Source organism: Streptomyces sp. SID13031 (assembly GCF_010548305.1).
Classification (GTDB): Bacteria; Actinomycetota; Actinomycetes; order Propionibacteriales; family Kribbellaceae; genus Kribbella.
The window spans coordinates 452,904-476,128 of sequence record NZ_JAAGLV010000001.1 but is presented as its reverse complement, the minus strand read 5'-3'; the positions used below and the strand labels follow the sequence as shown (position 1 = coordinate 476,128).

General features: G+C 67.5%; 19 protein-coding genes. 5 read left to right on the top strand and 14 right to left on the bottom strand.

What is annotated here, in order from left to right; genetic code table 11:
* Nucleotides 1–3: 3 nt before the first annotated feature.
* The 8 genes from G3I17_RS02120 to G3I17_RS02085 form a co-directional block, all read right to left on the bottom strand.
* Nucleotides 4–1,395: a family 2B encapsulin nanocompartment shell protein gene (locus G3I17_RS02120; protein WP_343238199.1), complete on the bottom strand. Its 1,392-nt coding sequence runs from the start codon at nt 1,393–1,395 to the stop codon at nt 4–6.
* Nucleotides 1,389–3,635, bottom strand: a complete 2,247-nt coding sequence (locus G3I17_RS02115) for a germacradienol/geosmin synthase (protein WP_164593352.1) — start codon at nt 3,633–3,635, stop codon at nt 1,389–1,391. The genes G3I17_RS02120 and G3I17_RS02115 overlap by 7 nt, the downstream gene beginning before the upstream one ends.
* 4 nt (nt 3,636–3,639) lie before the next feature.
* Nucleotides 3,640–5,052, bottom strand: coding sequence for a family 2B encapsulin nanocompartment shell protein (locus G3I17_RS02110; protein ID WP_343238186.1), 1,413 nt, complete (start codon nt 5,050–5,052; stop codon nt 3,640–3,642).
* 530 nt (nt 5,053–5,582) lie between these two features.
* Nucleotides 5,583–6,467 (bottom strand): ABC transporter ATP-binding protein, encoded by an 885-nt coding sequence (locus G3I17_RS02105; RefSeq protein WP_164593348.1) that lies wholly within the window; start codon nt 6,465–6,467, stop codon nt 5,583–5,585.
* A complete protein-coding gene (locus tag G3I17_RS02100) occupies nt 6,464–7,279 on the bottom strand; it encodes an ABC transporter ATP-binding protein (RefSeq protein ID WP_164593346.1) in 816 nt (271 codons plus the stop codon). Before G3I17_RS02100 ends, G3I17_RS02105 begins: the two co-directional genes overlap by 4 nt.
* The gene (locus tag G3I17_RS02095; RefSeq protein WP_164593344.1) at nt 7,272–8,147 is read right to left on the bottom strand and encodes an ABC transporter permease; all 876 of its coding nucleotides are present in this window, start codon (nt 8,145–8,147) and stop codon (nt 7,272–7,274) included. Before G3I17_RS02095 ends, G3I17_RS02100 begins: the two co-directional genes overlap by 8 nt.
* Nucleotides 8,148–8,152: 5 nt before the next feature.
* Nucleotides 8,153–9,247 (bottom strand): ABC transporter permease, encoded by a 1,095-nt coding sequence (locus tag G3I17_RS02090; protein ID WP_164593342.1) that lies wholly within the window; start codon nt 9,245–9,247, stop codon nt 8,153–8,155.
* Nucleotides 9,244–11,073, bottom strand: a complete 1,830-nt coding sequence (locus G3I17_RS02085) for an ABC transporter substrate-binding protein (RefSeq protein ID WP_164593340.1) — start codon at nt 11,071–11,073, stop codon at nt 9,244–9,246. The genes G3I17_RS02090 and G3I17_RS02085 overlap by 4 nt, the downstream gene beginning before the upstream one ends.
* A gap of 366 nt (nt 11,074–11,439) precedes the next feature.
* On the opposite strand from G3I17_RS02085, the gene G3I17_RS02080 reads away from it, so the two are divergent.
* The 4 genes from G3I17_RS02080 (at nt 11,440) to G3I17_RS02065 (ending at nt 15,557) form a co-directional block, all read left to right on the top strand.
* Nucleotides 11,440–12,267 carry a methyltransferase domain-containing protein gene (locus G3I17_RS02080; RefSeq protein WP_164593338.1) on the top strand — a complete coding sequence of 276 codons (828 nt, stop codon included), beginning with the start codon at nt 11,440–11,442 and terminating at the stop codon, nt 12,265–12,267.
* A 73-nt stretch (nt 12,268–12,340) separates the two neighbouring features.
* Nucleotides 12,341–14,143, top strand: a complete 1,803-nt coding sequence (locus G3I17_RS02075) for a BTAD domain-containing putative transcriptional regulator (protein ID WP_164593336.1) — start codon at nt 12,341–12,343, stop codon at nt 14,141–14,143.
* Nucleotides 14,143–14,976: a class I SAM-dependent methyltransferase gene (locus G3I17_RS02070; RefSeq protein WP_164593334.1), complete on the top strand. Its 834-nt coding sequence runs from the start codon at nt 14,143–14,145 to the stop codon at nt 14,974–14,976. Before G3I17_RS02075 ends, G3I17_RS02070 begins: the two co-directional genes overlap by 1 nt.
* Nucleotides 14,976–15,557, top strand: coding sequence for a hypothetical protein (locus G3I17_RS02065; protein WP_164593332.1), 582 nt, complete (start codon nt 14,976–14,978; stop codon nt 15,555–15,557). The genes G3I17_RS02070 and G3I17_RS02065 overlap by 1 nt, the downstream gene beginning before the upstream one ends.
* Before the next feature lie 23 nt (nt 15,558–15,580).
* Here G3I17_RS02065 and G3I17_RS02060 read toward each other — a convergent pair whose 3' ends face one another.
* The 3 genes from G3I17_RS02060 to G3I17_RS02050 all read right to left on the bottom strand — a co-directional run bounded on the left by G3I17_RS02060 (nt 15,581) and on the right by G3I17_RS02050 (nt 19,813).
* On the bottom strand, nt 15,581–18,565 hold the full coding sequence (locus G3I17_RS02060) for a molecular chaperone Hsp90 (protein ID WP_343238185.1): 2,985 nt from the start codon (nt 18,563–18,565) through the stop codon (nt 15,581–15,583).
* A gap of 186 nt (nt 18,566–18,751) precedes the next feature.
* Nucleotides 18,752–19,249, bottom strand: coding sequence for a MarR family transcriptional regulator (locus G3I17_RS02055; RefSeq protein WP_164593330.1), 498 nt, complete (start codon nt 19,247–19,249; stop codon nt 18,752–18,754).
* A 120-nt stretch (nt 19,250–19,369) separates the two neighbouring features.
* The gene (locus G3I17_RS02050) at nt 19,370–19,813 is read right to left on the bottom strand and encodes a cupin domain-containing protein (protein ID WP_164593328.1); all 444 of its coding nucleotides are present in this window, start codon (nt 19,811–19,813) and stop codon (nt 19,370–19,372) included.
* Nucleotides 19,814–19,907: 94 nt separating this feature from the next.
* Here G3I17_RS02050 and G3I17_RS02045 point away from each other — a divergent pair, with 94 nt between their 5' ends.
* Nucleotides 19,908–20,708, top strand: coding sequence for an SGNH/GDSL hydrolase family protein (locus tag G3I17_RS02045; protein WP_203589609.1), 801 nt, complete (start codon nt 19,908–19,910; stop codon nt 20,706–20,708).
* A gap of 38 nt (nt 20,709–20,746) precedes the next feature.
* Here G3I17_RS02045 and G3I17_RS02040 read toward each other — a convergent pair whose 3' ends face one another.
* The 3 genes from G3I17_RS02040 to G3I17_RS02030 form a co-directional block, all read right to left on the bottom strand.
* Nucleotides 20,747–21,136, bottom strand: coding sequence for a YciI family protein (locus G3I17_RS02040; RefSeq protein WP_164593326.1), 390 nt, complete (start codon nt 21,134–21,136; stop codon nt 20,747–20,749).
* 87 nt (nt 21,137–21,223) lie between these two features.
* Entirely contained in the window at nt 21,224–22,180 is a 957-nt protein-coding gene (locus G3I17_RS02035; protein WP_164593325.1) for a LuxR C-terminal-related transcriptional regulator, read from the bottom strand.
* A 12-nt stretch (nt 22,181–22,192) separates the two neighbouring features.
* Nucleotides 22,193–22,996: a GNAT family N-acetyltransferase gene (locus G3I17_RS02030; protein ID WP_343238184.1), complete on the bottom strand. Its 804-nt coding sequence runs from the start codon at nt 22,994–22,996 to the stop codon at nt 22,193–22,195.
* Between the last annotated feature and the right edge of the window lie 229 nt (nt 22,997–23,225).

The window sequence follows — 23,225 nt, the reverse complement described above, 5'->3', positions numbered from 1 at the left end:
TCCTCATCCACCGAGTTCGACGTTTTCCAGAACGCCGAGCGCGTCCGGGACGAGCACAGCCACCGAGTAGTAGGTGCTGACCAGGTAGGAGGTGATGGCCTTCTCGCTGATCCCCATGAAGCGGGCGTTCAGGCCGGGCTCGACCTCGTCCGGCAACCCGGTCTGCCGCAGGCCGATGACACCTTCGTCGTCCTGCCCTGTCCGTAGCACGAGCACCGAGGTGGTGTTGGTGCTCGTGATCGGGATCTTGTTACAGGGCAGCAGCGGTACGCCGCGCCACGCCTGCGCGCGCTTGCCTTCGACCTCGATCGTCTCGGGCAGGACGTGCCGGCGGGTGCATTCGCGGTTGAACGCCGCGATGGCGCGCGGGTGTGCGAGCAGCAGCCGCGGCTTGCGGCGCCGGGTGAGCAACTCGTCGAAGTCGTCCGGCGTCGGCGGCCCGGTGCGGGTGTAGATGCACTGCTGGAAGTCGGCGTTGTGCAGCAGGCCGAAGTCCCGGTTGTTGATCAGCTCGGACTCCTGCCGCTCCCGCAACGCCTCGATGGTCAGCCGGAGCTGCTGCTCGGTCTGGTTCATCGGGTGGTTGTAGAGGTCCGAGACCCTGTTCTGGACGCGCAGGATCGTCTGCGCGACCGACAGCTCGTACTCCCGGGGCGCCGGGTCGTAGTCGACGAACGTTCCCGGCAGGTCGTCCTCGCCGGCGTGCCCGGAGGCGACGTCGATCGCCGCCTCACCGTTCTTGTTCTGCGCCCGTTGCGGCCGTTGCCTGACCTCGTCGAGGTGCTGCCGCAGCGATTCGGAGCGCTCCACCAGGTTGTTGAAGTCGTTGCGGTGGAGCTTGAGCACCGTGCACTGGGTGAGCGCCTTCGCGGTGTACTCCCAGAGGTTCTCCGGTGGCTCGGTCAGCAGGCCCTCGCCGAGATAGTCGCCGTCGGCAACGGTACCGAGATCGGTGCCATCGCCGTACTGGCCGATGCCGACCTTGCCGACCTTGCCGTGGGCAATCAGTACGACATCGTCGACCCGGCTGCCGAACTCCGCGATCACATCGCCCGGCTCGTACTCCTGCTGGTAGAACCGGCCCGCCAGGGCGGTCAGCACGTCCTCGTCGGCGAAGTCCCGCAGCGGTGGCAGCTCGGTGAGCTCGGCCGGGATCACCCGGACGTCGGCACCGGTGGCCGAGAAGCTCAGCCGGCCGTCGCCGATCGCGAAACTCGTCCGGCGGTTGACCCGGTACGTGCCACCCTGGGTCTCCACCCAGGGCAGCATCCTGAGCAACCACCGGGGCGAGATGCCCTGCATCTGCGGCACGGTCTTGGTCGTGCTCGCCAGCTGCCTGGCGGCCTCGGTCCCCAGACTCAGCTGTGGCTTGTCCTGATCGATCGCCGTCACAATGCACCGTCCATTCTCTGCGCACCAACGAGTTGCCTGGGTTTGAGACGAGCGGCCGACGTACCCAATCCGGTGGCGCCGCCCAGGAGCCGCAGCGATTTGACCGGTTCGCCGGCTCTGGCGAGCAGGGTCGGCTCCTTGTAGCGGTCGACGCCGGCGTGCCAGACGAGGATTCCGGACATCCAGTTCTGCAGCTCCTCGGCGTACCCGAGCAGCGTTCGCTGGACCTCCTCGTCCAGGCCGAAGTCGGTGAACAGCGTCGGCAGGTCGACCGCGACCAACTGCTCGAACTGCTGCATCCGCGCCGTCATCAAGGCGTTCACCATCGCGAGCGCCCGGTCCCGATCGCAGCCCAGGAAGTTCTGCACGACCTGTACGCCGTTGTGGAACTCGCCCTCGAACTGAGTCTCCTTCTGGTACGAGAAGACATCGTTCAGCAGGCAGGCGTAGTCCGCGGCCGCGTTCTCCATCGCCCGGATCGGCCGGGACCGGTAGATCTCCGGCGGTACCGTGCGACCGTGCCCGATCCGGCACAGACTCATGGTGAGATCCGACCCGAACGTCCGCCGCCGCATCTCGATGTAGTCGACCGGGTCGGGGATCCGGTTCTGGAACATGTTGGCCAGCTCCCACAGCCAGCTGTCCGTCATCGTGTCGACGGCAGCCCTGAAGTCACGGCGCTGGTCGACCGGCATCGGCCCGGCCGTCCTGATCCACAGATCAGCCAGGCTCCGCTCCAGCGGAGTCACCGGAACCGTGGTGGCGGCGCCCTCCACGGGCATCAGCTCCGACAGCCTCTTCGTTGTCGCCTTGGCGCCGGCCAGGTCCCGGGTCCGGCCGAAGACGATCGGGTAGTAGTCATCGGCGTACGTGCCCCAGGCCAGCCAGTCCGAGGACAGGTTCAGCCCTTCCAGTGAGGCGTCGGGGTGGATTCCCGCCGCGCACAAGGGCAGATCGTTCGCCTCCAGGTAGTCGGCGTCCCAGACCGTGCCGTCGAGCAGCCCCATCTCGGCGCACCACTCCCGCAAGTGAGCTCGCGATGCGTCGAGATGGGGACTGCGCTTGGCGGTGTACGGCATATAGAAGCTCGGCAGAGGAGTCTCCCCCACCGGTTGAAAGGGGGTGAAGCTGTGGCTTCTGATCCGGTACGGCGCAGTCGCCACGAGCGAGGTGAGGATGCGCGCGGCGGCCATACCGAAACCAGTCAGCCCGATGCCTGTCGGTCCGCCGAGCGCCGCCTTGCCGCCGTTGTTCATGTAGCGGCTGGAGCGCAGGTGCCATTCGTGGCCGCCGGACTGCCAGTCCTGCAGGCCCTTCACATAGTTCAGGACGTCGAGCTGCCCCTGCGGGCCGACCAGGTTCTCGGCCAGCAGTGGCGGGATCTCGGCGACCGCGGTGTTCTCGAACTGGTGTAGCCGGGAGGTGAGGATGTCGTTGACCAGCTCGGCCGCCTCCTGCGGACTGCAGCCGAGAAAGCGCTCCACGACGAGAACGCCGTTGTTCACCTCGCCCTCGGTCTCCACCTCCCGCTGGTAGGAGAACAGGTCGTTGCGCAGATGGACCGCGTCGGAGAACGTGTCGCTGAGCACCTGCATCGCCCGGCTCCCGGCGACCTCGACCGGTACTTCGGCATTGCTGGCGTACTCGACCAGGTTGGCCGACCACGGCGCGCCGCCGACCTTGCGACGCATCTCGACGTACTCGATCGGGTTGGCGATCCGGCCGGCGCTGATGTTGGTCAGCTCCCACAGCGACTCGGCCAGCAACGCTTCCGTCGTACCGATGAATCGTTGCCGCCAGCCCGGCGACATCGACGGCACCGTGCGGTTCCACAGGTCGACCAGACCGCGCTCCACCGGGTTCTGCGGAATCTCCGTGATCGGGCCTTCGACCGGCATGAACAACGGCAGCCGGTCGAGGTACGCCTTCGCGCCGGCCAGGTCCTTGGTCTTCTTGTAGAGCTCCAGGAAATGGTCGTCGAAGTAGAAGACCCAGACGTACCAGTCCGTCACCAGGTCCAGCGCCGGACCGGTCGCGTCGGGATGGGTATAGGCACACAGCAGCGCATAGTCGTGGGAGTCGAAGTCGTGCTCGTCCCAGATCGCCTTGCCCTGCTGGGGAACGTCGATCATGTCGAACTCGTAGGCCCAGGCCTTGCTGTGCACCCGGGCTCCCTCCAGGTGCGGACTGATCCTGGCGGGGTAGGGCACATAGAAGTCGGGCAGCTCATAGGGCTGCGCCATGGTCTTAGCCTTCCCGGCCGATCTCGACGCCCTCGAGGATGCCGAGCGCGTCGGGGACCAGGACGGCCGTGGAGTAGTAGGCACTGACCAGGTAGTTGATGATCGCCTTCTCAGTGATGTTCATGAAGCGCACCGACAGCCCGGGCTCGTACTCGTCGGGCAGACCGGTCTGGTGCAGACCGACGACGCCCTGGCTGTCCTCCCCCGTGCGCATCAACAGGATCGAGCTGGTCCGGGTGTCGCTGATCCCGAGCTTGTTGGACGGGAAGATCGGTACGCCGCGCCAGGCGGGCAGCCGGTGACCGCCGACGTCGATGCTGTCGGGGTAGACCCCGGCCTTCGTGCACTCCCGGCCGAAGGCGGCGATCGCGCGCGGGTTCGCCAGGAAGAAGGCCGGCTCCTTCCAGACCAGGCTGAGCAGCTCGTCCAGGTCCCCCGGCGTCGGCGGGCCGCTGCGGGTCGGGATCCGCATGCTCAGATCCGCGTTGTGCAGCAGGCCGAAGTCGCGGTTGTTGATCATCTCGTGCTCTTGCCGCTCGCGCAGCGCCTCGATGGTCAGCCTGAGTTGCTGCTCGGTCTGGTCCATCGGGTGGTTGTAGAGGTCGGCGACGCGGGTGTGCACCCGCAGGACGGTCTGGGCGACGCTCAGCTCGTACTCCCGCGGAGTCGTCTCGTAGTCGACGTACGTACCGGGCAGCTCGGACTCGCCCTCGTGGCCGGCCGCCATCTCGATGGCCGCTTCACCGAACTCGTTCTCGGCGTGCTCGGGGCTGTTGCGGAACTGCTCGATGTGCTGGCGCAGGCTGTCGGCCTGGCCGATCAGCTCCTCGAAGGAGTCCTGCGACAGGGTGAGCAGCGTGCACGGCGTGATCGCCTTGATCGTGTATTCCCACAAGTCGTCGGACTCCAGGATCGCCTTGTAGGTGAAGTGGTCGCCGTCGGTCAGCGTCTCCAGGACCGACTCGTCGCCGTACTTGCCGACGCCGATCTTGTCGACCTTGCCGTGCGCGATCAAGCAGATCTGGTCAGCGGGCCGGCCACGCTCGACGATCACGTCGCCGGGCTGGAACTCCTGCTGCACAAAGCGATTCGCGAGCGCGGTCAGTACCTCGACGTCGTCGAAGCTGCGCAACATGCCCAGCTCGCACAGCTCCTGCGGGATCACCCGGACCTCGGCGCCCGCCGTGGTGAAGGTGACCCGCCCGTCGCCGACGGCGTAGCTGAGCCGCCGGTTCACCCGGTAGGCCCCACCCTTGGCCTCGACCCACGGCAGCAGCTTCAGCAGCCACCGCGAGGTGATGCCCTGCATCTGCGGCTCGGACTTGGTCGTCGTCGCCAGGTTCCGCGCTGCCGCGGTCCCCAGGCTCAGCTGCGCCTTGGCACTGACGTCCGACGAGGCCGGCTCGGTCAAAGTCACACTACCCACCACCATTCATTCGCGGTTCACGTTGTCGCGCCCGGTACGGGCGTAGGCCTGCGCCCATTCCGGGCAGGGGAAGTCGGGCCGGCGGGTGGACCGGCACGCGTTGGGGCACAGGTGCACAGAGCACCTGTTCAATGGATTGGTTGATCCGCTCAGCTGGATCGATCGGTCGACAGCCCGCGAGGGGCTCCGGCCGGACCACAGACTGCCGACGCCCAGTTCGCCCTGTGTCCCACCGTCTCGACCGCTACGTGACAAACGGTAACCGAGCCCTCACCAGCGGCGTCAAGATGAGCACACCTGCAAGTTTTTCCAAACCTTCCAAACCCCCGAAACAATCCCCGTAGCACCCCGAGGAATACCCGCCACGCCCCGGCCCCACCCCGCTCGCTTGCCCCGAGCAACCTCTCCCCGATGCCCCCGGCAACCTCTCGCCCCGAACGGTTATGGAATCGATACCACCAATTGTCCTGAATCAAACAAGCGCTCCACCGACCGAGCCCACCACTGGTGGGCTCGGACAGCTAGATGATCGGGGTGGCTTCCTGGGCGGTGTCTGTGGGTGGGGTGACGCCGGACTCGTGGATGGTGATGCGGGTGGTCCAGCGGGCGTCGGGGTCGGGGGCGGGGATGGAGTCGAGGAGGAGGCGGGTGTACGGGTGGGTCGGGGTGTGCATGACCTCGGTGACCGGGCCTCGTTCGACGATCTCGCCCTTGTTGATGACCATCACCTGGCCGCCGAGGTAGTAGACGGTGGACAGGTCGTGGGTGATGAAGAGCGTCGTCATGCCGTGCGCGCGCTGGAAGTCGAGCAGGATGTCGAGGAACATCTTGCGGATCTGGGCGTCGAGCATCGAGACGGGCTCGTCGGCGATCACGAAGGCCGGGCGGAGCATGTGGATGCGGGCCAGCATGATTCGTTGCCGCTGGCCGCCGGAGAGCTGGTGGGGGTACCGGCCCAGGACGCGACCGGGGTCGAGGCTGACCGCTTCGAGGGACTCCTCGATCAGCGCCAGGCCCGCCTCACGGGTCGAAGCCAGCTGGAACTTCTTCACCGCTTTCCACAGCACCCGGTCGACCCGGTAGAACGGGTTGAAGATCGAGTACGGGTCCTGGAAGACGGGCTGCACGTTGCGGCGGTACTCGTCGTACTCGGCGCGGTTGAGCTTGAAGATGTCCTTGCCGCCGTAGGTGATCGAGCCGGCCGTCGGTTTCTGCAGGCCGAGGATGTTGCGCGCGATCGTGCTCTTGCCGCTGCCGCTCTGGCCAACCAGGCTGACCACCTGTGGCGGGTGCGCGTCGAGCCGGAAGCTGGCGTCCTCGACCGCGGTCAGATAACCGTCGGGCGTCCCTCTGGCGTGGAAGCGCTGCTGTACGCCGCGCAGCTCGATCACCTTGCCGGCGCTCATGACGCCCTCCTTCCGAGTCGCGGGATCGAGTCGATCAGCTGGCGGGTGTAGTCGTGCTGGGGATCCTTGAAGACCTGGTGGACGTCGCCGACCTCGACCAGCCGGCCCTCGTACATCACCGCCACCCGGTCGTCGAGCTGGGCGTGCACCCCCATGTCGTGCGAGATCACCATCAAGGTGACGCCGAAGTCGCGCCGCAGATCGGCGAGGCTCTGCAGGATCACCCGCTGGATCGTCACGTCGAGCGCGGTGGTCGGTTCGTCGGCGATCACCAGGTCGGGTTCGAGGGCGACGCAGATCGCCATCAGCACCCGCTGCTTCATCCCGCCCGACAGCTCGTGCGGGTACATCCGGGCCACCCGCGGCTCCAGACCGACCTGGTCGAGCAACTTGGCGATCAGCTCGGAGAGCGCTTCCTTGCGCTGAGGCGCGTGTTCGAGGATGACGTCCTTGAACTGGTCCTCCACCCGCATCACCGGGTTGAGCGAACTCTGCGAGCCCTGGGGCAGATACGAGAGCGCGCTCCATCTCAGAACCCGGAGCTCCTCGCCCTGTACCTTCAGCAGATCGACCGGCGAACCGCCCTTGCGGTGGAAGATCGCCGAACCCGCCGTCACCTTGCCCGGCGGCTTGAGCAGCCGGAGCAGCGCCACCGCGAGCGTGGACTTACCGCTGCCCGACTCCCCCGCGATCCCGAGGATCTCGCCGCGGCGGACGGACAGGTTCAGATCCTGCACGGCCTTCACGTCACCTTTGTTGGTCGAGTAGACGACCTCGAGGCCGGACACCTCCAGTACGGTCTCCTCACTCACCGGCCACTCCTCTCAGCCGCGGGTTGTAGACCTCTTCGAGGCCGATGTTGATCATGTTCAGCGCCGCGAACAGCGCCGTCAGCAACACGATCGGTACGACGAACATCGGCCAGGCGCCCAGCGTCAGCGCGCCGGTGTTGATCGCGTTGAAGATGATCTGGCCAAGGTCGATCACGCCGCCGGGGCCGAGACCGATCACCTCGAGGCCGACCAGCCCGAAGATCGCGCCGAGCGCCGACGAGGCGAATCCGACGCCGATGAACGGGAGCAGGTTCGGCAGCAGCTCGGTCACGATGATCTCCATGTCGCGGGCCTTGCTGACCCGGGCCAGATCGACGTACGGGCGAGAGCGCAGGCTGAGCACCTGGGAACGGATCGTCTTGGCCGCGAACGGCCAGGAGAAGATCGAGATCATCACGCCGACCTGGAACAGAGAGACGTTCTTCGCGTACGCCGAGAGCGCGATCAGCAACGGGAAGGTCGGGATCACCAGCAGGATCCCGGTGAAGGTCGAGAGAACGTTGTCGATCCAGCCACCCTTGTAGCCGGCCACGAACGCCACGACCACCCCGACCACGGTCGAGATGACCCCGGCGATCGCCCCGATCTGCAGGGAGACCGAGAGAGCGCTCACCACCATCGCGAGCACGTCCCGGCCGAACTGATCGGTCCCGAGCACGTGGTCCCCCGACGGCACCAGCCACTTCTCGTAGGCCGCCAACTCGATCGGGTCCGTCCCGCCACCGATCGCGTGGACGATCAACGGGCTGAACAACGCCAGCAACACCATCAGGGCGAGGATCACCAAGCCGGTCGCGAGCCGGCGGCTGTTGCGGACTGTTCGCAGTACTGCGTTCAGGATTCTCATGGCGCCTATTTCCAGTACTTGACGCGGGGGTCAAGCAGCGGGAGAAGGAGATCGAGCAGGAGGACGGCGGTCAGCACGGTGAAGATCGCCATATCGGTGACGCCGAGGATCGTGTTGAAGTCGAGTTGCTGGATCGCGGTCACCAGGGTCGTACCGAGACCGGGGTAGTTGAACAGCTGCTCCACCAGCACGTTGCCGTTGAAGATGAAGCCGAGCGAGATGCCGAACGCGGTCACCTGCGGCAGGTAGCAGTTGCGCAACGCGTAGCGGGTCAGGATCCGCCAGGGCTTGAGGCCCTTCGCTTCGGCATACACCAGGTAGTCCTCGCCGAGCACCGGGACCATCAGCATCCGCGTCGACAGGATCCAGCCCATCGCGCCGATGCCGACGATCGACAACCCCGGCAACAACCCGTACTTCAGGACGCTGCCGATGAAGTCCAGCGAGATCCCCGGATTGATGTTGGAGTCGTACGCCGAGCGCGCCGGCAACCAGCCGAGGGTGTAGGCGAAGACGTAGACCAGGATCAGCGCGACGAAGAAGAACGGCACATGGGCCAGGGCGATCGACAGGTTCGTGATGATCGCCGAGCCCGCCTTGCCCCGCCGCCAGCCGGCGATGGCGCCGACGACGATGCCGATCACCCAGGACAGTACGGCCGAGATGCCGAGCAGACCGATGGTCCAGGGCAGCGCGCGCAGGATCACGTCCTGCGCCGGCGTCGGGTAGTTGATCAGCGACGGCCCGAGATCGCCGTGCAGGATCAGCTTCTCCATGTACCTCAGGTACTGGGTGAAGAGGTTGCCGTCGAGACCGAACTCGTGCTGGTACCGGGCGATGATCTCGACGCTGGCCTGCTGGTTGTAGACGTAGTTCTGCTGCAGGCTCTGGATCAGCGTCTGGATCGGGTCACCGGGCATCAGCCGGAAGAAGAAGAACGCGATCGTGAGCGCTCCCCACAACTCCACCAGATAGAGCCCGAAACGGCGGCCGGCGTACGCCGCAAGCGGATGCCGGGACAGCCAGGCGCGCACCCCGGACGGGGGCGCGGACACCTTGGCTTTCTCCACAGCGACCACGGGCGGCGCCTCAGCCGTCACGCCGGCCCTTTCTGCCCGGTGGCCTTGACCTTGCCGAGCACGAAGATGAAGTGCTGCCACCAGTTCAGCGGTACCTCGTACAGGTCGTCGTCGGTCGGCCAGCCGGTCCAGAACGCCGTGTTGAAGTACGACGGGTAGCCGGTCTGGATCACCGGCAGCAGCGGCAGCTTCTGGAAGTAGATCTCCAGCGCCTGGTCCAGCAGCGGTTTCGCCTCCGCCGCGGTCGGGTCCATCGCGGCCAGCTGGTGCGACAGCTCGTCGAAGGCCGCGTCCTTGAAGCGCATCTTGTTCTTGCCGGCCGCGTTCTTGCCGATCGGCTGCGCCCGGCTGCTCTCCCAGTCGGAGTACATCTGCGCGGGGTCGAACGCGAACCCGGCCCAGTTGGAGTCGATGTCGTACTCGCCGCGCTCGAACTTCTCGCCGTGCACGCTGCCGGACAGGCTGCGCAGCGTGGCCGGTACGCCGACCTTGGCCAGATCGGTCTTCAGCACGTTCGCGATCGCGTACTCACCGCCGTCGACCGGCGAGGCGGTGATGATCTCGAGGTTGACCTCTTTGCCCTTGTAGATCCGCTTGCCGGCCGAGTTCTTCGGGCAGATCTCGTCCAGCAGCTCGGTCGCCTTCTGCGGGTTGAACTCGAACTTGTACTTGTCCGCCAGCTCGTCGTTCTTCCACTTGTCGTTGGTCGGGTAGTCGGCCCACGGGTAGATCGCGGCCGGCACCTCCACCGGCCAGATGGACTTGCCGATCTTCGCCCGGTCCAGGCAGTAGTTGATCGCCCAGCGCATCTTCTCCTCGGCGATCACCCCGCGGGACGGATCGCAGTTCAGCCACATCACCCGGGGGTTCGGGTCGTGGAACTGGGTGGTCTGCAGGTTCGGGTAGCCGCCGTTGCGCAACTGCTTCGCGTGCTGCTCGTCGATCGAGCCGACGTCGAACTCGGCCCGCTCGAACGCGAGCGCGGCCTGGTCGGCCTGTTTCGACGTGCTCTGGAAGACGACGTACTGCGGTCCGACATCGAGCTTGTCCTTGGCCCAGTAGTCCGGGTTCTTCTCCCAGACGAACATCTTCTGGTTCCGGATCGCCTGCTTCAGCTTGTACGGACCGGTCCGTACCGGCGAGCTGTCCTTGTACTTGGTCGGGTCCTTCCCCTTCCAGATGTGCTCGGGAAGGATGTCGAACCCGCCGGCGATCGCGGCGATGAAGTTGTAGTGGAACCGGGGCGTCGCCTTGGTCAGCGTGATCACCGCGGTGTGCTCGTCGGGGATCTTGATCTCCTTGACGAACTCCTTCAGCTCACCACCGCCGCCGAACAGATCGGGACGGTCCTTCAGCAGCAGGACGGTGAACTTGAAGTCGTTCGCGGTCAGCGGCTGGCCGTCGTTCCACTTCGCTTTGGGATCGAAGTTGATCGTCAGCTCGGTGTGAGCGTCGTTGTACTTGTACGCCGTCGCCAGCCACGGTTTCAGCTCACCGGTGGCGAAACTCAGGTAGAACATCGCCTCGCGACAGATCTCGAAGCCCGCACCGCTGGGCGCCCCGTTCGGGATCATCCCGTTGAAGCTGTCGAACACGGTGTACTCGACCTGGCCGACGATCACGGTCTGGTCCCGCGGTACCGGGATGTTGGCCTTGCCGATCTGGATCGACTTGGTCGCGGCGGGTTTGTTGGCCGGTTTGTCGGAGTACGACCCGCCGCCGCCGGAACAGGCGGCCAGGAAGGCGGCCATCGCAGCTGCTCCCCCTCCGACCACACTTCGACGGCTGAGCTGGTGCCGGACGACCTCGGCGACGTCTTCGAACTGCGGGCGCGGCGCATCGTTCACGATGTGGTTCCCTTCGATCCGAGTCCTGACCGGACTCTCCTCACCCGGCGCATGGCCGGACCGATGTGATGGAAGCCACCTCCGTTTCACTTGCCTCACGATGGTTGTCACCGTTGGAAACGTTTCTCGGACTATAAGTAACGATGACAACGTTGGCAAGACTTTGCACCTGGCCGACAACGGACGCTCCAAACGCGCTGATCAGTCGATATATCAACCCTGACAACGAAAGCGCTGTAGCGGTTGACCCGCGGCGCACTGCGCTTTCACACGGCTCGTCACACGGTCGACCGGTCTGATCGGGGTACACCGCGGAGGGCGGTGGCGTCGCTGGGGGGCGCGACTCAGTGGGCGAAGGGGAAGCGGATGAGTACGGATGTGACGGGGACGGCAATCGATTTCGAGGCGATCAAGGCCAAGCAGCGGGCCGGGTGGGAGACCGGCGACTATCCGCGGGTCGGCAACACGCTGCAGATCATCGCCGAGCTGCTCGTCGAGGCGGCCGACGTCCGGGCTGGTCAGACGGTGCTGGATGTCGCTTGTGGGCAAGGGAATGTCGCGCTGGCCGCGGCCCGGCGGTTCGCCGACGCGACCGGGGTCGACTATGCGGTCAACCTGCTGGCGCAGGGCCGGGAGCGGGCCGCTGCCGAGCACTTGCCGGTGACCTTCCTGGAAGGCGACGCGGAGAAACTGCCGGTACCGGACGCCGCGTTCGATCTGGTGGCGAGCACTGTCGGGGTGATGTTCGCGCCGGATCATCAGCAGGCCGCGGACGAGCTCGTCCGGGTGACGAAGCCGGGCGGCAAGATCGCGCTGGCAAGCTGGACGCCGGAGGGCATGATCGGCGACCTGTTCCGCACGGTCGGCAAGTGGGCGCCGCCGCCGGCCGGAGTACAGCCGGCGACGCTGTGGGGCAACGAGGAGCACCTGTCCCGACTGTTCGGGGACCGCGTCGAGTGGGTCGGCCTGACCAAGCGCTCGTACGTGTTCAGGTACCACTCCCCGGAGCACTTCTCCGAGTGGTTCCGCCAGCACTACGGACCGATCACCCGCCTCGCGGGGACTCTGCCCGACCAGGAGCTGGTCGCGTTCGCGGCCGACCTTGCGGAAGTACCGCGTGGTCACAACCAGGCCGATGACGGCACGGTCGCGGCGCACGCGGAGTACTTGGAAGCCGTCGGCATCAGGCGCTGACTCAGAAGCTGTGGCGCGCTCGCCCAGGGGAGGCGAGTGCGCCACACTGAGGTTTCGGGAGGGGGCGGGACAGATGGCGAAGATCCGGTTGCTGGGGTCGCCGTCCATCGAGCAGGTCGGAGGGGCGACTCGCCCGCCGCGGGGGCGCAAGACGTGGGCGCTGCTCGCGTACCTCCTACTGTCTGATCGACCGCCGAGCCGCAAACGGCTGGCGGAGCTGCTGTTCGCGGACGCCGATGATCCGTTGGGCGCCTTGCGCTGGTCATTGGCCGAGCTGCGGCGAGCACTCGGCGGTGGGGATGTCATCACCGGTGATCCCCTGGTTCTCACCCTCGGTCTCGACACCACTGCGGACGTTCTGGTGGTCACCGAGGACTCGGCCGATCCGGAACCGCTGCTGGACTTCAGCGGCGAGCTGCTCGATGGGGTGGACCTCGCATCCTGCCCGGAGTACGAGTCCTGGTTGCTGGTCGAGCGGCATCGGCTCTCGGCCGCGATCGAGGGGCGGTTGCGGGAGACCGCGGTGTCGCTGGTGGCGGGAGGGCGGGCCGCCGATGCCGTCGCCTACGCGTCCAAGGCTGTCGCGCTGAACCCGCTGGAACAGGGCAACCACGAACTACTCGTCCGCAGCCTCGCGATCTCGGGGAACCGCACTGCGGCGCTCCGGCAGATCGCTGTGTGTGAAGACCTTTTGCGGCGTGAGCTCGGGCTGCAGGCATCTTCGGCTCTGCGGGAAGCGTCGGCGGTGGGCCCCGGCTCGATCGCCGGGCCGCCTCTGGGCGGCCGGGCAGCGGCGGCGAGCCAGCTCGAGGCCGGGCGGGCGGCGATCGCAGCAGGCGCGGTCGATGCCGGTCTCCAGTGCCTCAGGAGAGCGGTCTCTGAGGCAGAACACTGCCACGACGCGGTACTACGAGGTCGCGCTCTCGCGGCTCTCGGCGGCGCTCTCGTCCATGCCATCCGCGGTCACGACGAAGAGGGCGCGATCGTCTTGCACGAGGCGATCCTGATCGCCGAGCAGGCGGGCGACCGGAGTACGTCGGTGCTCGCCCATCGCGAGCTCGGGTTCGTCGAAGTACAGGCCGGGCGGCGTCAGACGGCGGGCAACTGGCTGAGGAAAGCGGAGGCGCTCGCCGAGACCGACGGGGAGCACGCGGCGATCCTCGGCGTACGGGGGATGAACTCGTCCGATCAGGGTGACTATCCGGCGGCCTTCGAGCACTTGGGCGAGTCGGTCGACACGGCCGCGCGCTGCGGGGATCGCCGGCAACAGGCGTGGTCATTGGCGCTCATGGGTCGCGCGCATCTGCTCCGCGCGGAGTACAGCCAGGCGACGACGATCGTGCGCGAGTCGCTCGACCTGATCAGGCAGGAGCGCTGGATCGCCTTCCTGCCGTTTCCGCAGGCGCTCGACGCCGAGCTCTCCCTGTACGCCGGTGACCTCGAAGCCGCCGCCGACGGATTCGAGCAGGCGTGGGTGCTCGGCTGTCAGCTCAATGACCCTTGCTGGGAAGGGATGGCGGGCCGCGGGCTCGGGCTGCTCAGCGCTGATCGCGGGGACCATGCGGGCGCGACCGAGTGGCTCACGCAAGCGGCGAGCCGGGCGGCGCGCGAGCCCGATCGCTACCAGTGGGTGCACGCCTATGTCCTCGATGCAGCCTGTACTGCGGCGTTGGCGCGCGACGACGACGAACGTGCCCGGCCATTGGTGGCGCAACTCGCCACGCTGGCGGCGCGCTGCGAGATGCGGGAACTGATGGTCCGCGCCAAGCTGCACCAGGCGCGGCTCGGCGACTCGTCGGCCACCGCTTCGGCGCGTTTGCTCGGCGCTGCGATCGACAATCCCGCACTGACCAATCTGCTTCTTCAGGGGGAATGATGAACACACTTCAGGGGATTCCTGAGGGCGATCTGACGACCGGCGCCGCTGCTGCGGACTGGACCGTGGTCGACGAGGGCTGGGGGCGGCGGGCTGCCGATTTCGCGACGTTGAGCGAGCCGTCCAACTGTCGCGAGTATGTCGCCCTGCATCATCGGCTGGGTGTCGGAGAGCGCGATCTGCTGCTCGATATCGCTTGTGGGGCCGGGCTTTCGCTTGAGCTGGCCCGAGCGCGCGGTGCTCGGTGCGCGGGGATCGATGCGTCGTCGCGGCTCGTCGCGGTGGCACGCGATCGGAACCCGGACTCCGACGTACGGGTGGGTGACATGCATGCACTGCCGTGGCCGGATGAGAACTTCGAGGTGGTGACCAGCTTCCGGGGAGTCTGGGGCACTACGCCTGCCGCTCTGGCCGAGATCCATCGGGTGCTGGTGCCGGGTGGCCGGGTCGGGTTGACGGTGTGGGGGCATCTCAAGCAGTCGCCGGGGGCGTGGGCTCTGCAGCCGTTCCGGTTGGCGTCTGACGTGAAGGTGCGGAACCAGGCGACCATGGTGTCGCTCGGGCGGCCTGGGGTCGGGGAGGAACTGCTCGGGCGGTTCGGGTTCGTGGAGGTGGAGCGGGTGGCGGTGCCGTTCGCTTGGGAGTTCGCGGATCCGGAGCTTTACGCGCGGGCGCTGGCCGCCACCGGACCGGCGTACGAGGCGATCCAGAACGTCGGTGAGGCGGAGTTTCTCGAGAGAGCGGTTGCTCACGGGCGGGAGCGCGTTCGCGAGGGGTTGCCGTTGCGGGCGGAGATCGCGGTCACCGGGTATCTGGCGCGGAAGGCGGCGTGATGAGCTTCATCGAGTGGGCGGTGCCGACGGCCGAGGCCGAGGAGGGATTCGCCGAGGACCTGGCAGAACTCGGGTTCGTGATGAACGCCTCGCGGCTGTGGGCGCATCAGCCGGCGTTGCAGCGGCAGATCTTCGGGTTGCTCGGTGAGCTGGTCCGAGAGCACGGCTTGAGCTTCCGTGAACGCGGGATCCTGGTGACGGCTTGCGTTTCCGCGCTCGGCGACTCGTACTGTTCCGTTGCCTGGGGCACCAAATTGTCCACGGTTTCCGGCGCGGAGACCGCAGCCTCCGTACTCCGAGGCGACGACACGCACCTCTCCCCCGCCGAACACGCTCTCGCCGACTGGGCCCGCAAGGTCGCCCGCGACCCCAACAACACCACGGCCACCGACGTGCGCAGTCTTCGAGCAGCCGGCTGGAGCGACCCGCAGATCTTCGGGATCACAGCATTCGTCGCACTACGGATCGCCTTCTCCACGATCAATGATGCGCTCGGATCGCGCCCGGACGCCGGATACCGCTCTCTGGCGCCGCAGCCCGTCCTAGCCGCCATCACCTACGGCCGTCCACTCGAGCCCTAGGTGCTGGCACCGCCGAGCGGTGGCTAGTCGAAGGTGGCGTCCAGGCGAAGTTCGCTGGAGCGGCCCGGCTCGCTGAGGACTGCTCGGATGACGTGGCGCTGGTCCCAGCGGCCTGATGCCCAGGCGAGTGCCTTGGCGAGGCCGTCGAAGGTGGCCGCGTGGGGTTCGCGGTTCTCGTCGACCCACCAGGAGACCTCGACGCCGTCGACGAGCAACTCCTCGTGCTCCCACCACGTGTCCGGCGCCTCCGGCACCAGCTCACGGACCAGATCCGGGACGTCGGCCGCGGTGCCCTCGCCATCAATCTTGCCTTCGGCAACTTCTTGCGCCATCGGTACGTCGAGCAGGTCGCTCAGGCCGTCCGCCGCGGCACCGGAGGCGACCACGAAGCCACCGAGATCGTTGCGCTGCAACCACATCGGCGCATCGGCGACCACGGCGTCGCCCGCGCTCATCACCTTCGTGCGCCCGCTGCCGTCCAGCACCCGGACGTCGTCCGGGGTCTCCCCCGGGTAGGCCTCGTGGATCCCGAGCTGACTCCACAGCCGCAGGATCGCGCTCTCCTCGACCTCCCGGTCAGGATCCGCGAGCCGGTCCAGCAGCAGCTCGACCCCGGCGGCGTCCAGATCGCTGACGACGCGCACGAGGCCGACCGCGGTCCGCACCTCGGGATCCAGCTGAGCAGTCCAGTCGGGCGCGCTGTCGAGGAAGCTCGCCAGGATCGGATCAGCTTCCGGATCGGCGCGACCCGCCAGCGGCTCACCGTCTTCGAGCAGAACGCGCTCTCTGATCCACCACGCCGTGTACGACGGCGCGCCGTGCGGGCGATCGTCCGGCCCGACCACGCGGACCGTCTCCACGAGAGCGCGCCGCAACTCGGGCGACGTCCCGAAGAGTCCGAGCACTCGCGGCCAAGCGTCGTCGACGATCCAGTCGAGGTCGCGGACTCCGATCAGCTCACCGACCGTTGCGCCGTAGCGCGAACCGTCGGGTGCAACGTCGTCTGCCCAGTCCTCGATCCCGTCCAGATCCACCAAGGCTTCGGGCAACTCGTCGAGGGTCACGTCCGACGCCGAGACCGTGCCGAGCGAGTTGAGTACGCCGATCGCCTCGAGCGCCTCCAGCCCGTAGCGCTCGACGATCGCCGGGGCTAGCTGGGCGACCTCTTCCTCGTCGAGTACCGCGGCGGCGTCCGAGCCGGCGATGACCAGTGAGTTCGCCGGGACGAGCTCGCCTTCGGCGTCTCGTAGTACGAGGTCGGACAACCACCACAGGCCTTCTGCCTGCGAGACGTCTGCGGCGACCACGGTCAGCACGGCATCGGCGATGACATCGGGGTCATCGGCCTCGGCGGAGTGCTCGACGGCGACTCGTACGGCGCTGTCTTCCAGCAATGCGCGGGCAGACATGGGGAGCGCTCCCAGGCGTTCCAGCGAAGGATGCACGGCCTCCGGATGCACGACCCGTACGCCGTACTCGCCGAAGATCGCGAGTACGTCCGCGGGCAACTCGTTGCCGGGCAGGAGCAAACCGCGGACGCCGCGCACCAGTCGCCCGTCGGCGAGCGGGACGGCGAGGGTGCCGAGGGACTCGCGGAGCAGCGGCTCGGTGACCATCGCGGAGAGCGCTCCATAGACGCCGTGCCACCAAGTGGGCGGTTCGGCGGCGGCAGCGGAACCGAGCTGGTCGATCAGGTCGGCGAGGTCGAGACGACGGATGCCCAGGGCATCGAGTGCCGTCCGGTCCTGGCGGGGTGAACCGATCAGCCCGCGCACGATCGGGGCGAGCACGACGTTGAACGCATCGTCGGAGCCCTCTACGACGACGGCATCACGGGGTCGGAGCAGCGTGCCGTCCTCGACCGCGCGCACGATCGGCGTACCGGGTAGTGCGGCGAGGATCGCGTCCCGGAGAGCGCGATCCAGTGCTCCCGCTGCCAACCCCGTCGGCACGAGCGGCAGGACGTTCGCGTTGTCCTCGGCACGACTACGGAGAAGTTCCGCGTACGCCGTCGCCGCCTCCTGGACCAGCCGGTCGGTCAACGGCCCGGTGGCCACGTGCCGACGGGACGGATCGAGCGGAAAGGTTGCCAACAGCAACGCCGGCAGCGAAAGCGGCTCGTCGGTGGGAGTGGGTGCATGCACGACCCCGGGCAGCTCATCGCTCGACGCCAGTTCACGCGGCAGGGCCCAGAGGATGGACCAGTACGGGCGGGCGCGTTCTTCGGTGGGGCGGTCCGCGAGTAAGCGCTCTCTGTCGCTGACGTCGAGTACACCGGACGCGCGCTGGACGAACCAGCGCGACTCGACACCGGCGAGTACGCGCGTCACGCCGTCGACGTCGATCTCGATCCGCTCCAGGCCTGGCAACGCGAGCAGCAACGCATCGCCGGCTTCGGCGAGCAACCGGCGTACCAGCTCGGCCGCCGCTTCGTCGCGAAGCGGGAGGATCACGGCGGTGTCGTAGCCCTCCGGTGGCTCGCCCTCAGCCTCGAACGGCAGGCGTAGTACGGGGACCTGGCCGTCGCGCCGGCGTACCTCCGTCGCCAGTCCCGGCGAGTGCACGCCCGCCTCGGCAACAGCCGCCGCGGTGTCCGCGCGGGAGAAGCGGACGCCACCAGAGCGCGACAGGATCACCGGCTCATCGGTCACCGCGAGCACGGCCGAGAAGCCGACGCCGAATCGCCCGACAGCGCTCTCTGAGTCGTCTCGCTTGGCCGACGCGCGAAGGGTCGCCAGCGACTCGACGCCCTCGGCGGTCAGCGGCGTACCGGTGTTCGAGACCACCAGCGTCCCGCTCCGCAGCGAGAACTGCACCCGGCCCGGCACGCCTGCCCGAGCGGCCGCATCCGCCGCGTTCTGGGCGAGCTCGACCACGACCCGATCGAGGTATCCGCCGAGCGCCAGATCCTCCTCGGCGTTGGCATCCTCCCTGAACCGAACCGGTGCCGCCGCCCACGCAGCCAGCACGCGCTCTCTGATCCCGCCAACCCCGAACTCGTCGCTCACCCGGGTGAGTATGCCGCCCGCCGAACTCACCGCTTCAGCGGGAGCCGATCGACGTGAATTCCAAGCGTCCGGTACACCGTTGAGCGGCCGGCACCCGACGCAGCACATCGCCCGCCGGCTAGCCGCGGGCGCGCGATTCGACGGCTCGGCTGAGGAAAGCGGAGCCGTCAGTACGTCGACCGCTGGTCAGCGGCGGGCATGGGATTCGACGGCTTGGCTGAGGAGTTGGAGGGCCGCGGCGACATCGGCTCGCTCGCCGGGCGTGAGGCTCGCGACGGCCTCTCCTTCGAGGGTCAGGCGGCGTGGGAAGATCTCGTCGACCGCGGCCTCGCCCGCCTCGGTGATCGCGACCAGGGCAGCCCGGCGGTCCGACGGGTTCGCCTCGCGGCGGACCATTCCGCGCTGCTCCAGCTTCGCCAGCGACTTGCTCAGCGCGGCCGGCGAGCGGCCCATCGACAGTGCCAGCCGGCGCGCGATGGTCGGCTCGCCGGCGTGCCTGAGCTGGAAGAGCACGTCGAACTCCGCGGAGCTCAACGACGCCGCCTCGAACACCGGCTCGAGCAGCAGGTCGAGCATCGCCTGCGTGTGCTTGACCAGCCCGAACAACTCGGCGGGCCCGAAGTCCAGCTCCGGCCGCGCGCGCAGCCAGCGCTCCCGGATCTCCGCATGCGGATCAGCCGCCACGACCCCACCTCATCGTTAACCAGTGAACTATTGGCAACTATACAGCCGGGTCGAGGACTGCCCGGCGGCCCGGCCGAGCGTCCCGGAAGGGCAGGGATCACCCGCCCTTCCGGGGCAGCATCACTCGAAGTCGCAGCCCGGGTTGGGCGCGTCCTCCGAGAGCGGAGCGCCGGCCGGGAGGACGTACAGAACGTCCAGAACGACGGCCTTCTTGCCGAGGTTGCGTCCGATGTGAACGTGGTTCGCGCCACTGGGTTCGGTGAAGGCGGCACCGGTCCGGTAGATGCCGTCGGTCTGGCAGGACGAGTCCGAGTGCGTCAACGTGCCCTGGGCAACGAAGGCGTAGAGGGTGCCGTCGTGGAAGTGCCAGCCCGTCTTGCCACCAGGCGCGATGGTGATCTCCCGCAGGATGTAGTCCTTGCCGCCGACCGTGTGCTGGCTGATGATCCGGCCCGTGACGCCGGCGGCGGGGGTGGCGTCCGCGACGGCGGGCACCAGGGCCAGGCCGGCCGCGGCGACGCCGGCCAGGGCGGCCCGGCGGATTCCCCGAGTTGCTCCACGCATGGGGTTGATTCCTTTCCTTGCAGGGTTTGGACACAGCTGAGACAGGACAGCCAGGTGGGCTGTGACGATTCATCGTGCCAGGTATCGTCATCGCGTGATCACCGCAGGCAGTCGCTATGTCGCTTTGGGCAGTTCCTTCGCCGCCGGCCCCGGCATCAAGCCGATCGTCGACAAGGCCGCCGGCCGCTCCGCCCGGAACTATCCGCATCTCGTCGCCGAAGCGCTCGGCCTGGAGCTGACCGACGTCACGTACAGCGGCGCGACGACGGCCAATATCCTGCGCGAACGCCAGGACGAGGCAGCCCCGCAGATCGATGCTGTCGGCCCCGATACGGCCCTCGTCACGATCACTGCCGGAGGCAACGACCTGGAGTACATCGGCACCTTCATCCGGGGCAGCCTGATGAACACCCTGGCCAAGCCGGCCACCCTGCTCGGCAAGCGCGTCGCCAACCGGATCAGGGCCCGGGTCAGCTACCTCAAGGCCCCAGCCGAGTACGACGCGGTCGCCGCCTCCCTCACCGAGATCGTCACCGCGATCCGGGATCGCGCTCCCCAGAGCCGGATCCTGCTCGTCGACTACCTGACCGTCGCCGGCCCGGGCACCCGCCCGCGTCTCGACGTACCGCTGAACGAGGAACAACTGCCGAGCGTCGTGATGATGGCCGACGGCCTGGCCAGGGCCTACGCCACAGCCGCCGAGAAGACCGGCACCGAGCTCATCGAAGCCTCGGCCGCCGGCCTGTCACACGCGGTGGGCTCAGCCGAGCCATGGACCTCAGGCTTCCACTTCGGCCCCGGCCGAGGCGTCCCGTACCACCCAACCCCAGCCGGCATGGCCGCCGTCGCCAACCTGATCATCGCGAAACTCCGCGCCCCCGCCCTTCCCAACTAGGTCTATCGACCTCCGCGCTTCAGTCAGCAGGGTGCCGCTCAGGCCGGGGCGACGCCTTCGGGGTGGATTTCTACTGCCTGGTTTAGGGGCCGGCCGCCGGGGCCCGGGGTGATGGAGATGTGGTGGACGATCTCCAGGAGGCGCTCTTCGGAGGGGACGTCGACTACCCAGTAGCCGGCCAGGACCTCTTTGGTTTCACCGAAGGGTCCGTCGGTGATGATCGGCTCGCCGTTGTCCTGCGCCTGGTAGGTCCGCATCGCGTCGGGGCCGGACAGACCGCGCGTCTCGACCAGCTCTCCGGCTTTCTGCAGGTCGTCGTCCAGTTGCTGCATGTACTTGACCATCACCCCGATGTCCTCCGGCGACCACACGTTCGGCATCTCGTCCCAGCCCTGCTTGTTCGAGTGCATCAGCAGCATGTATTTCATCGGTCCCACTCCTTCTCGTTCGTCCCCTACCGGGGTCGCTCAGCAGCAACGTCGGAGCCGATCTCGCGTTCTCGACAGGGCTCTGGTCTAGAGCAGTTTCTGACGACTGGCCTGTACTCCGAGCTGGAAGCGGGTCTGGGCTCCCAGCGTTTCTTGCAGGCGGCTGATCCGGCGGGCGATCGTCCGCTCGCTGACGCCGAACTCGCGCGCGATCGACTCGTCCGTCAGGCCGGCGCTGAGGTACGTGAGCAACCGTTTCGTCTCCAGGGACGGCGCTCCGACCGCGTCGCTCGTGTCGGTCCCGCTGGTGATCGGCACGGCCATCCGCCAGAACGCGTCGAACACGCCGACCAGGCCGGTCAGGAACGGCGAGTGGTGCACGACCATCGCCGCCGTACTCGTGATCTCGCCGGCCGTGGTCCGCGCGGAGAGCAACGCCCAGCGGTCGTCGACGATGGTCAGATTGAGCGGCACCTGCGGGAACACCCGCGCCTGCTCACCGGCGTCGACGCAGAGCTGGACCATCCGGAGCGCAGCCGGATCCTGCAGCACCCGCGTCCCGTAGATCACCTCGTAGCTCACTCCACGGCCGAGCGCGTCGAAGAGCCCGTCGACGATCTGGTGATCCGGGGACGCGAGATTGCCCACCGTCATCGCCCGCACCTGGTGCTGCACGTCAACCTGTACCTGGTTGAGCACCGCCCGCGCCGTCTCGGCCGACGGCAGCAACTCGACGTACGTCTGCTGACCGATCCCCGCCGTCCAGAGATCGGAGAGCAAGGCAGCGCTCTCCCGGGCGAGATCGGCTTCTCTCGTGTGCCGCTGGGCGAGCGCTTCCATCGCCAGATGCGGCGGCTGCGGAAGTACCTTGCCATCGGCCCGCTCCACCAGCCCGATCGCGGCCAACTCCCCCAACGGCCCTTCCAGTACTGCGATATCGCCACTCGCCGTGAGTTCCTCGACACTCAACGTACCGCGGGCCATCAGGTCGAGGTAGATCGCCTCGGCCTCGGCGGAGATGCCCAGCGCGCGGAGTTGGTGCATCCCTCCTGTGTATCAGTTCCCGGGCGTGTAGACGTACGGAGTGGTCGTAGTGATCGCGAGGAATCCGAGTCGCTGGAGGATCGGGCGACTGTCGCCCGAGGCATCGACCTGCAGGTAGCGGTAGCCGAGCTCGACCGCACGGGCGGCGCGGACGGCGACCAGCGCCTTGTAGATGCCGTTGCCCCGCCACGCTGCGAGCGTCGAGCCACCCCATAGTCCGGTGAAGTCGGTGTTCTTCTTGTAAACCGCCCAAGCGGCCGAGACCACTTCGCCACCCGCCTCCGCCACGAAGATGTCGGTGAGGCCGGTCGCCTGCCGGCTCACCAGGTCGTCGGTCAGCCAGGACCAGTCCTGAGCCCAGACAGTCGACTCCATCGCGGCGATCCGCTCGAAGTCGGCCTTCTCCTCGGTACGCCGAATCGTCACACCCTCGACGGAATCGCGACCAGCCAGCCGCTCGACGATCTCGGCACTCTCGCCGATGACGACGGTCTCCCGCTCCTCGGGCACGAACCCGGCCGCAATCAGTCGCTCAGGCAGGTCGGCCGGTAGGTCGTGTCCGCGGGTCTTCCACTCGACGGGCTGGTTCTTCGTTGCGAAGCAGTCGCGCTGGCGAGCGATCAGCGCGTCCAACTCGGCACCGTCGAGCCCCTCAAGAGAGCGGTAGCTGACGAACCCGCGCGTCAGGTATTCCACCCGGATAACGGGTCCGTCGCTGCTCGTCGGCACATCGGCCGCCTCGGCGCCGCCGCGCAGCTGATCGTCGTACGCCGCCAGCAGCACTGCGGCCCGGTCAGTATTGGTCTCTTCGCTCACCCGAGGACTGTGCCACGAGACGGAGGCCGGTAACGACCTGTTCAGTACCAGCCGAACGACGACTTCGCAGTGCCATGACCCTCCGCCGGAGAGCGCTCCACGGACGGTACCGGCGCTCGGCTTGCAGCTGGGCTCGCACTTCGTCCGCAGTACGGCGTACTTCGCCGTAACCGCTCGAGGAGTGCCGCACGTCGTCGGCGACGATCTTGACGCTCAGGATCAAACTCAA

Bases quoted from the DNA above. Each gene is read 5' to 3' on its own strand.
- G3I17_RS02115 (WP_164593352.1), bottom strand. From the start codon at position 3,635: ATGGCGCAGCCCTATGAGCTGCCCGACTTCTATGTGCCCTACCCCGCC.
- G3I17_RS02105 (WP_164593348.1), bottom strand. From the start codon at position 6,467: ATGAGCGCCGGCAAGGTGATCGAGCTGCGCGGCGTACAGCAGCGCTTC.
- G3I17_RS02095 (WP_164593344.1), bottom strand. From the start codon at position 8,147: ATGAGAATCCTGAACGCAGTACTGCGAACAGTCCGCAACAGCCGCCGG.
- G3I17_RS02080 (WP_164593338.1), top strand. From the start codon at position 11,440: ATGAGTACGGATGTGACGGGGACGGCAATCGATTTCGAGGCGATCAAG.
- G3I17_RS02075 (WP_164593336.1), top strand. From the start codon at position 12,341: ATGGCGAAGATCCGGTTGCTGGGGTCGCCGTCCATCGAGCAGGTCGGA.
- G3I17_RS02070 (WP_164593334.1), top strand. From the start codon at position 14,143: ATGAACACACTTCAGGGGATTCCTGAGGGCGATCTGACGACCGGCGCC.
- G3I17_RS02065 (WP_164593332.1), top strand. From the start codon at position 14,976: ATGAGCTTCATCGAGTGGGCGGTGCCGACGGCCGAGGCCGAGGAGGGA.
- G3I17_RS02050 (WP_164593328.1), bottom strand. From the start codon at position 19,813: ATGCGTGGAGCAACTCGGGGAATCCGCCGGGCCGCCCTGGCCGGCGTC.
- G3I17_RS02040 (WP_164593326.1), bottom strand. From the start codon at position 21,136: ATGAAATACATGCTGCTGATGCACTCGAACAAGCAGGGCTGGGACGAG.
- G3I17_RS02035 (WP_164593325.1), bottom strand. From the start codon at position 22,180: ATGCACCAACTCCGCGCGCTGGGCATCTCCGCCGAGGCCGAGGCGATC.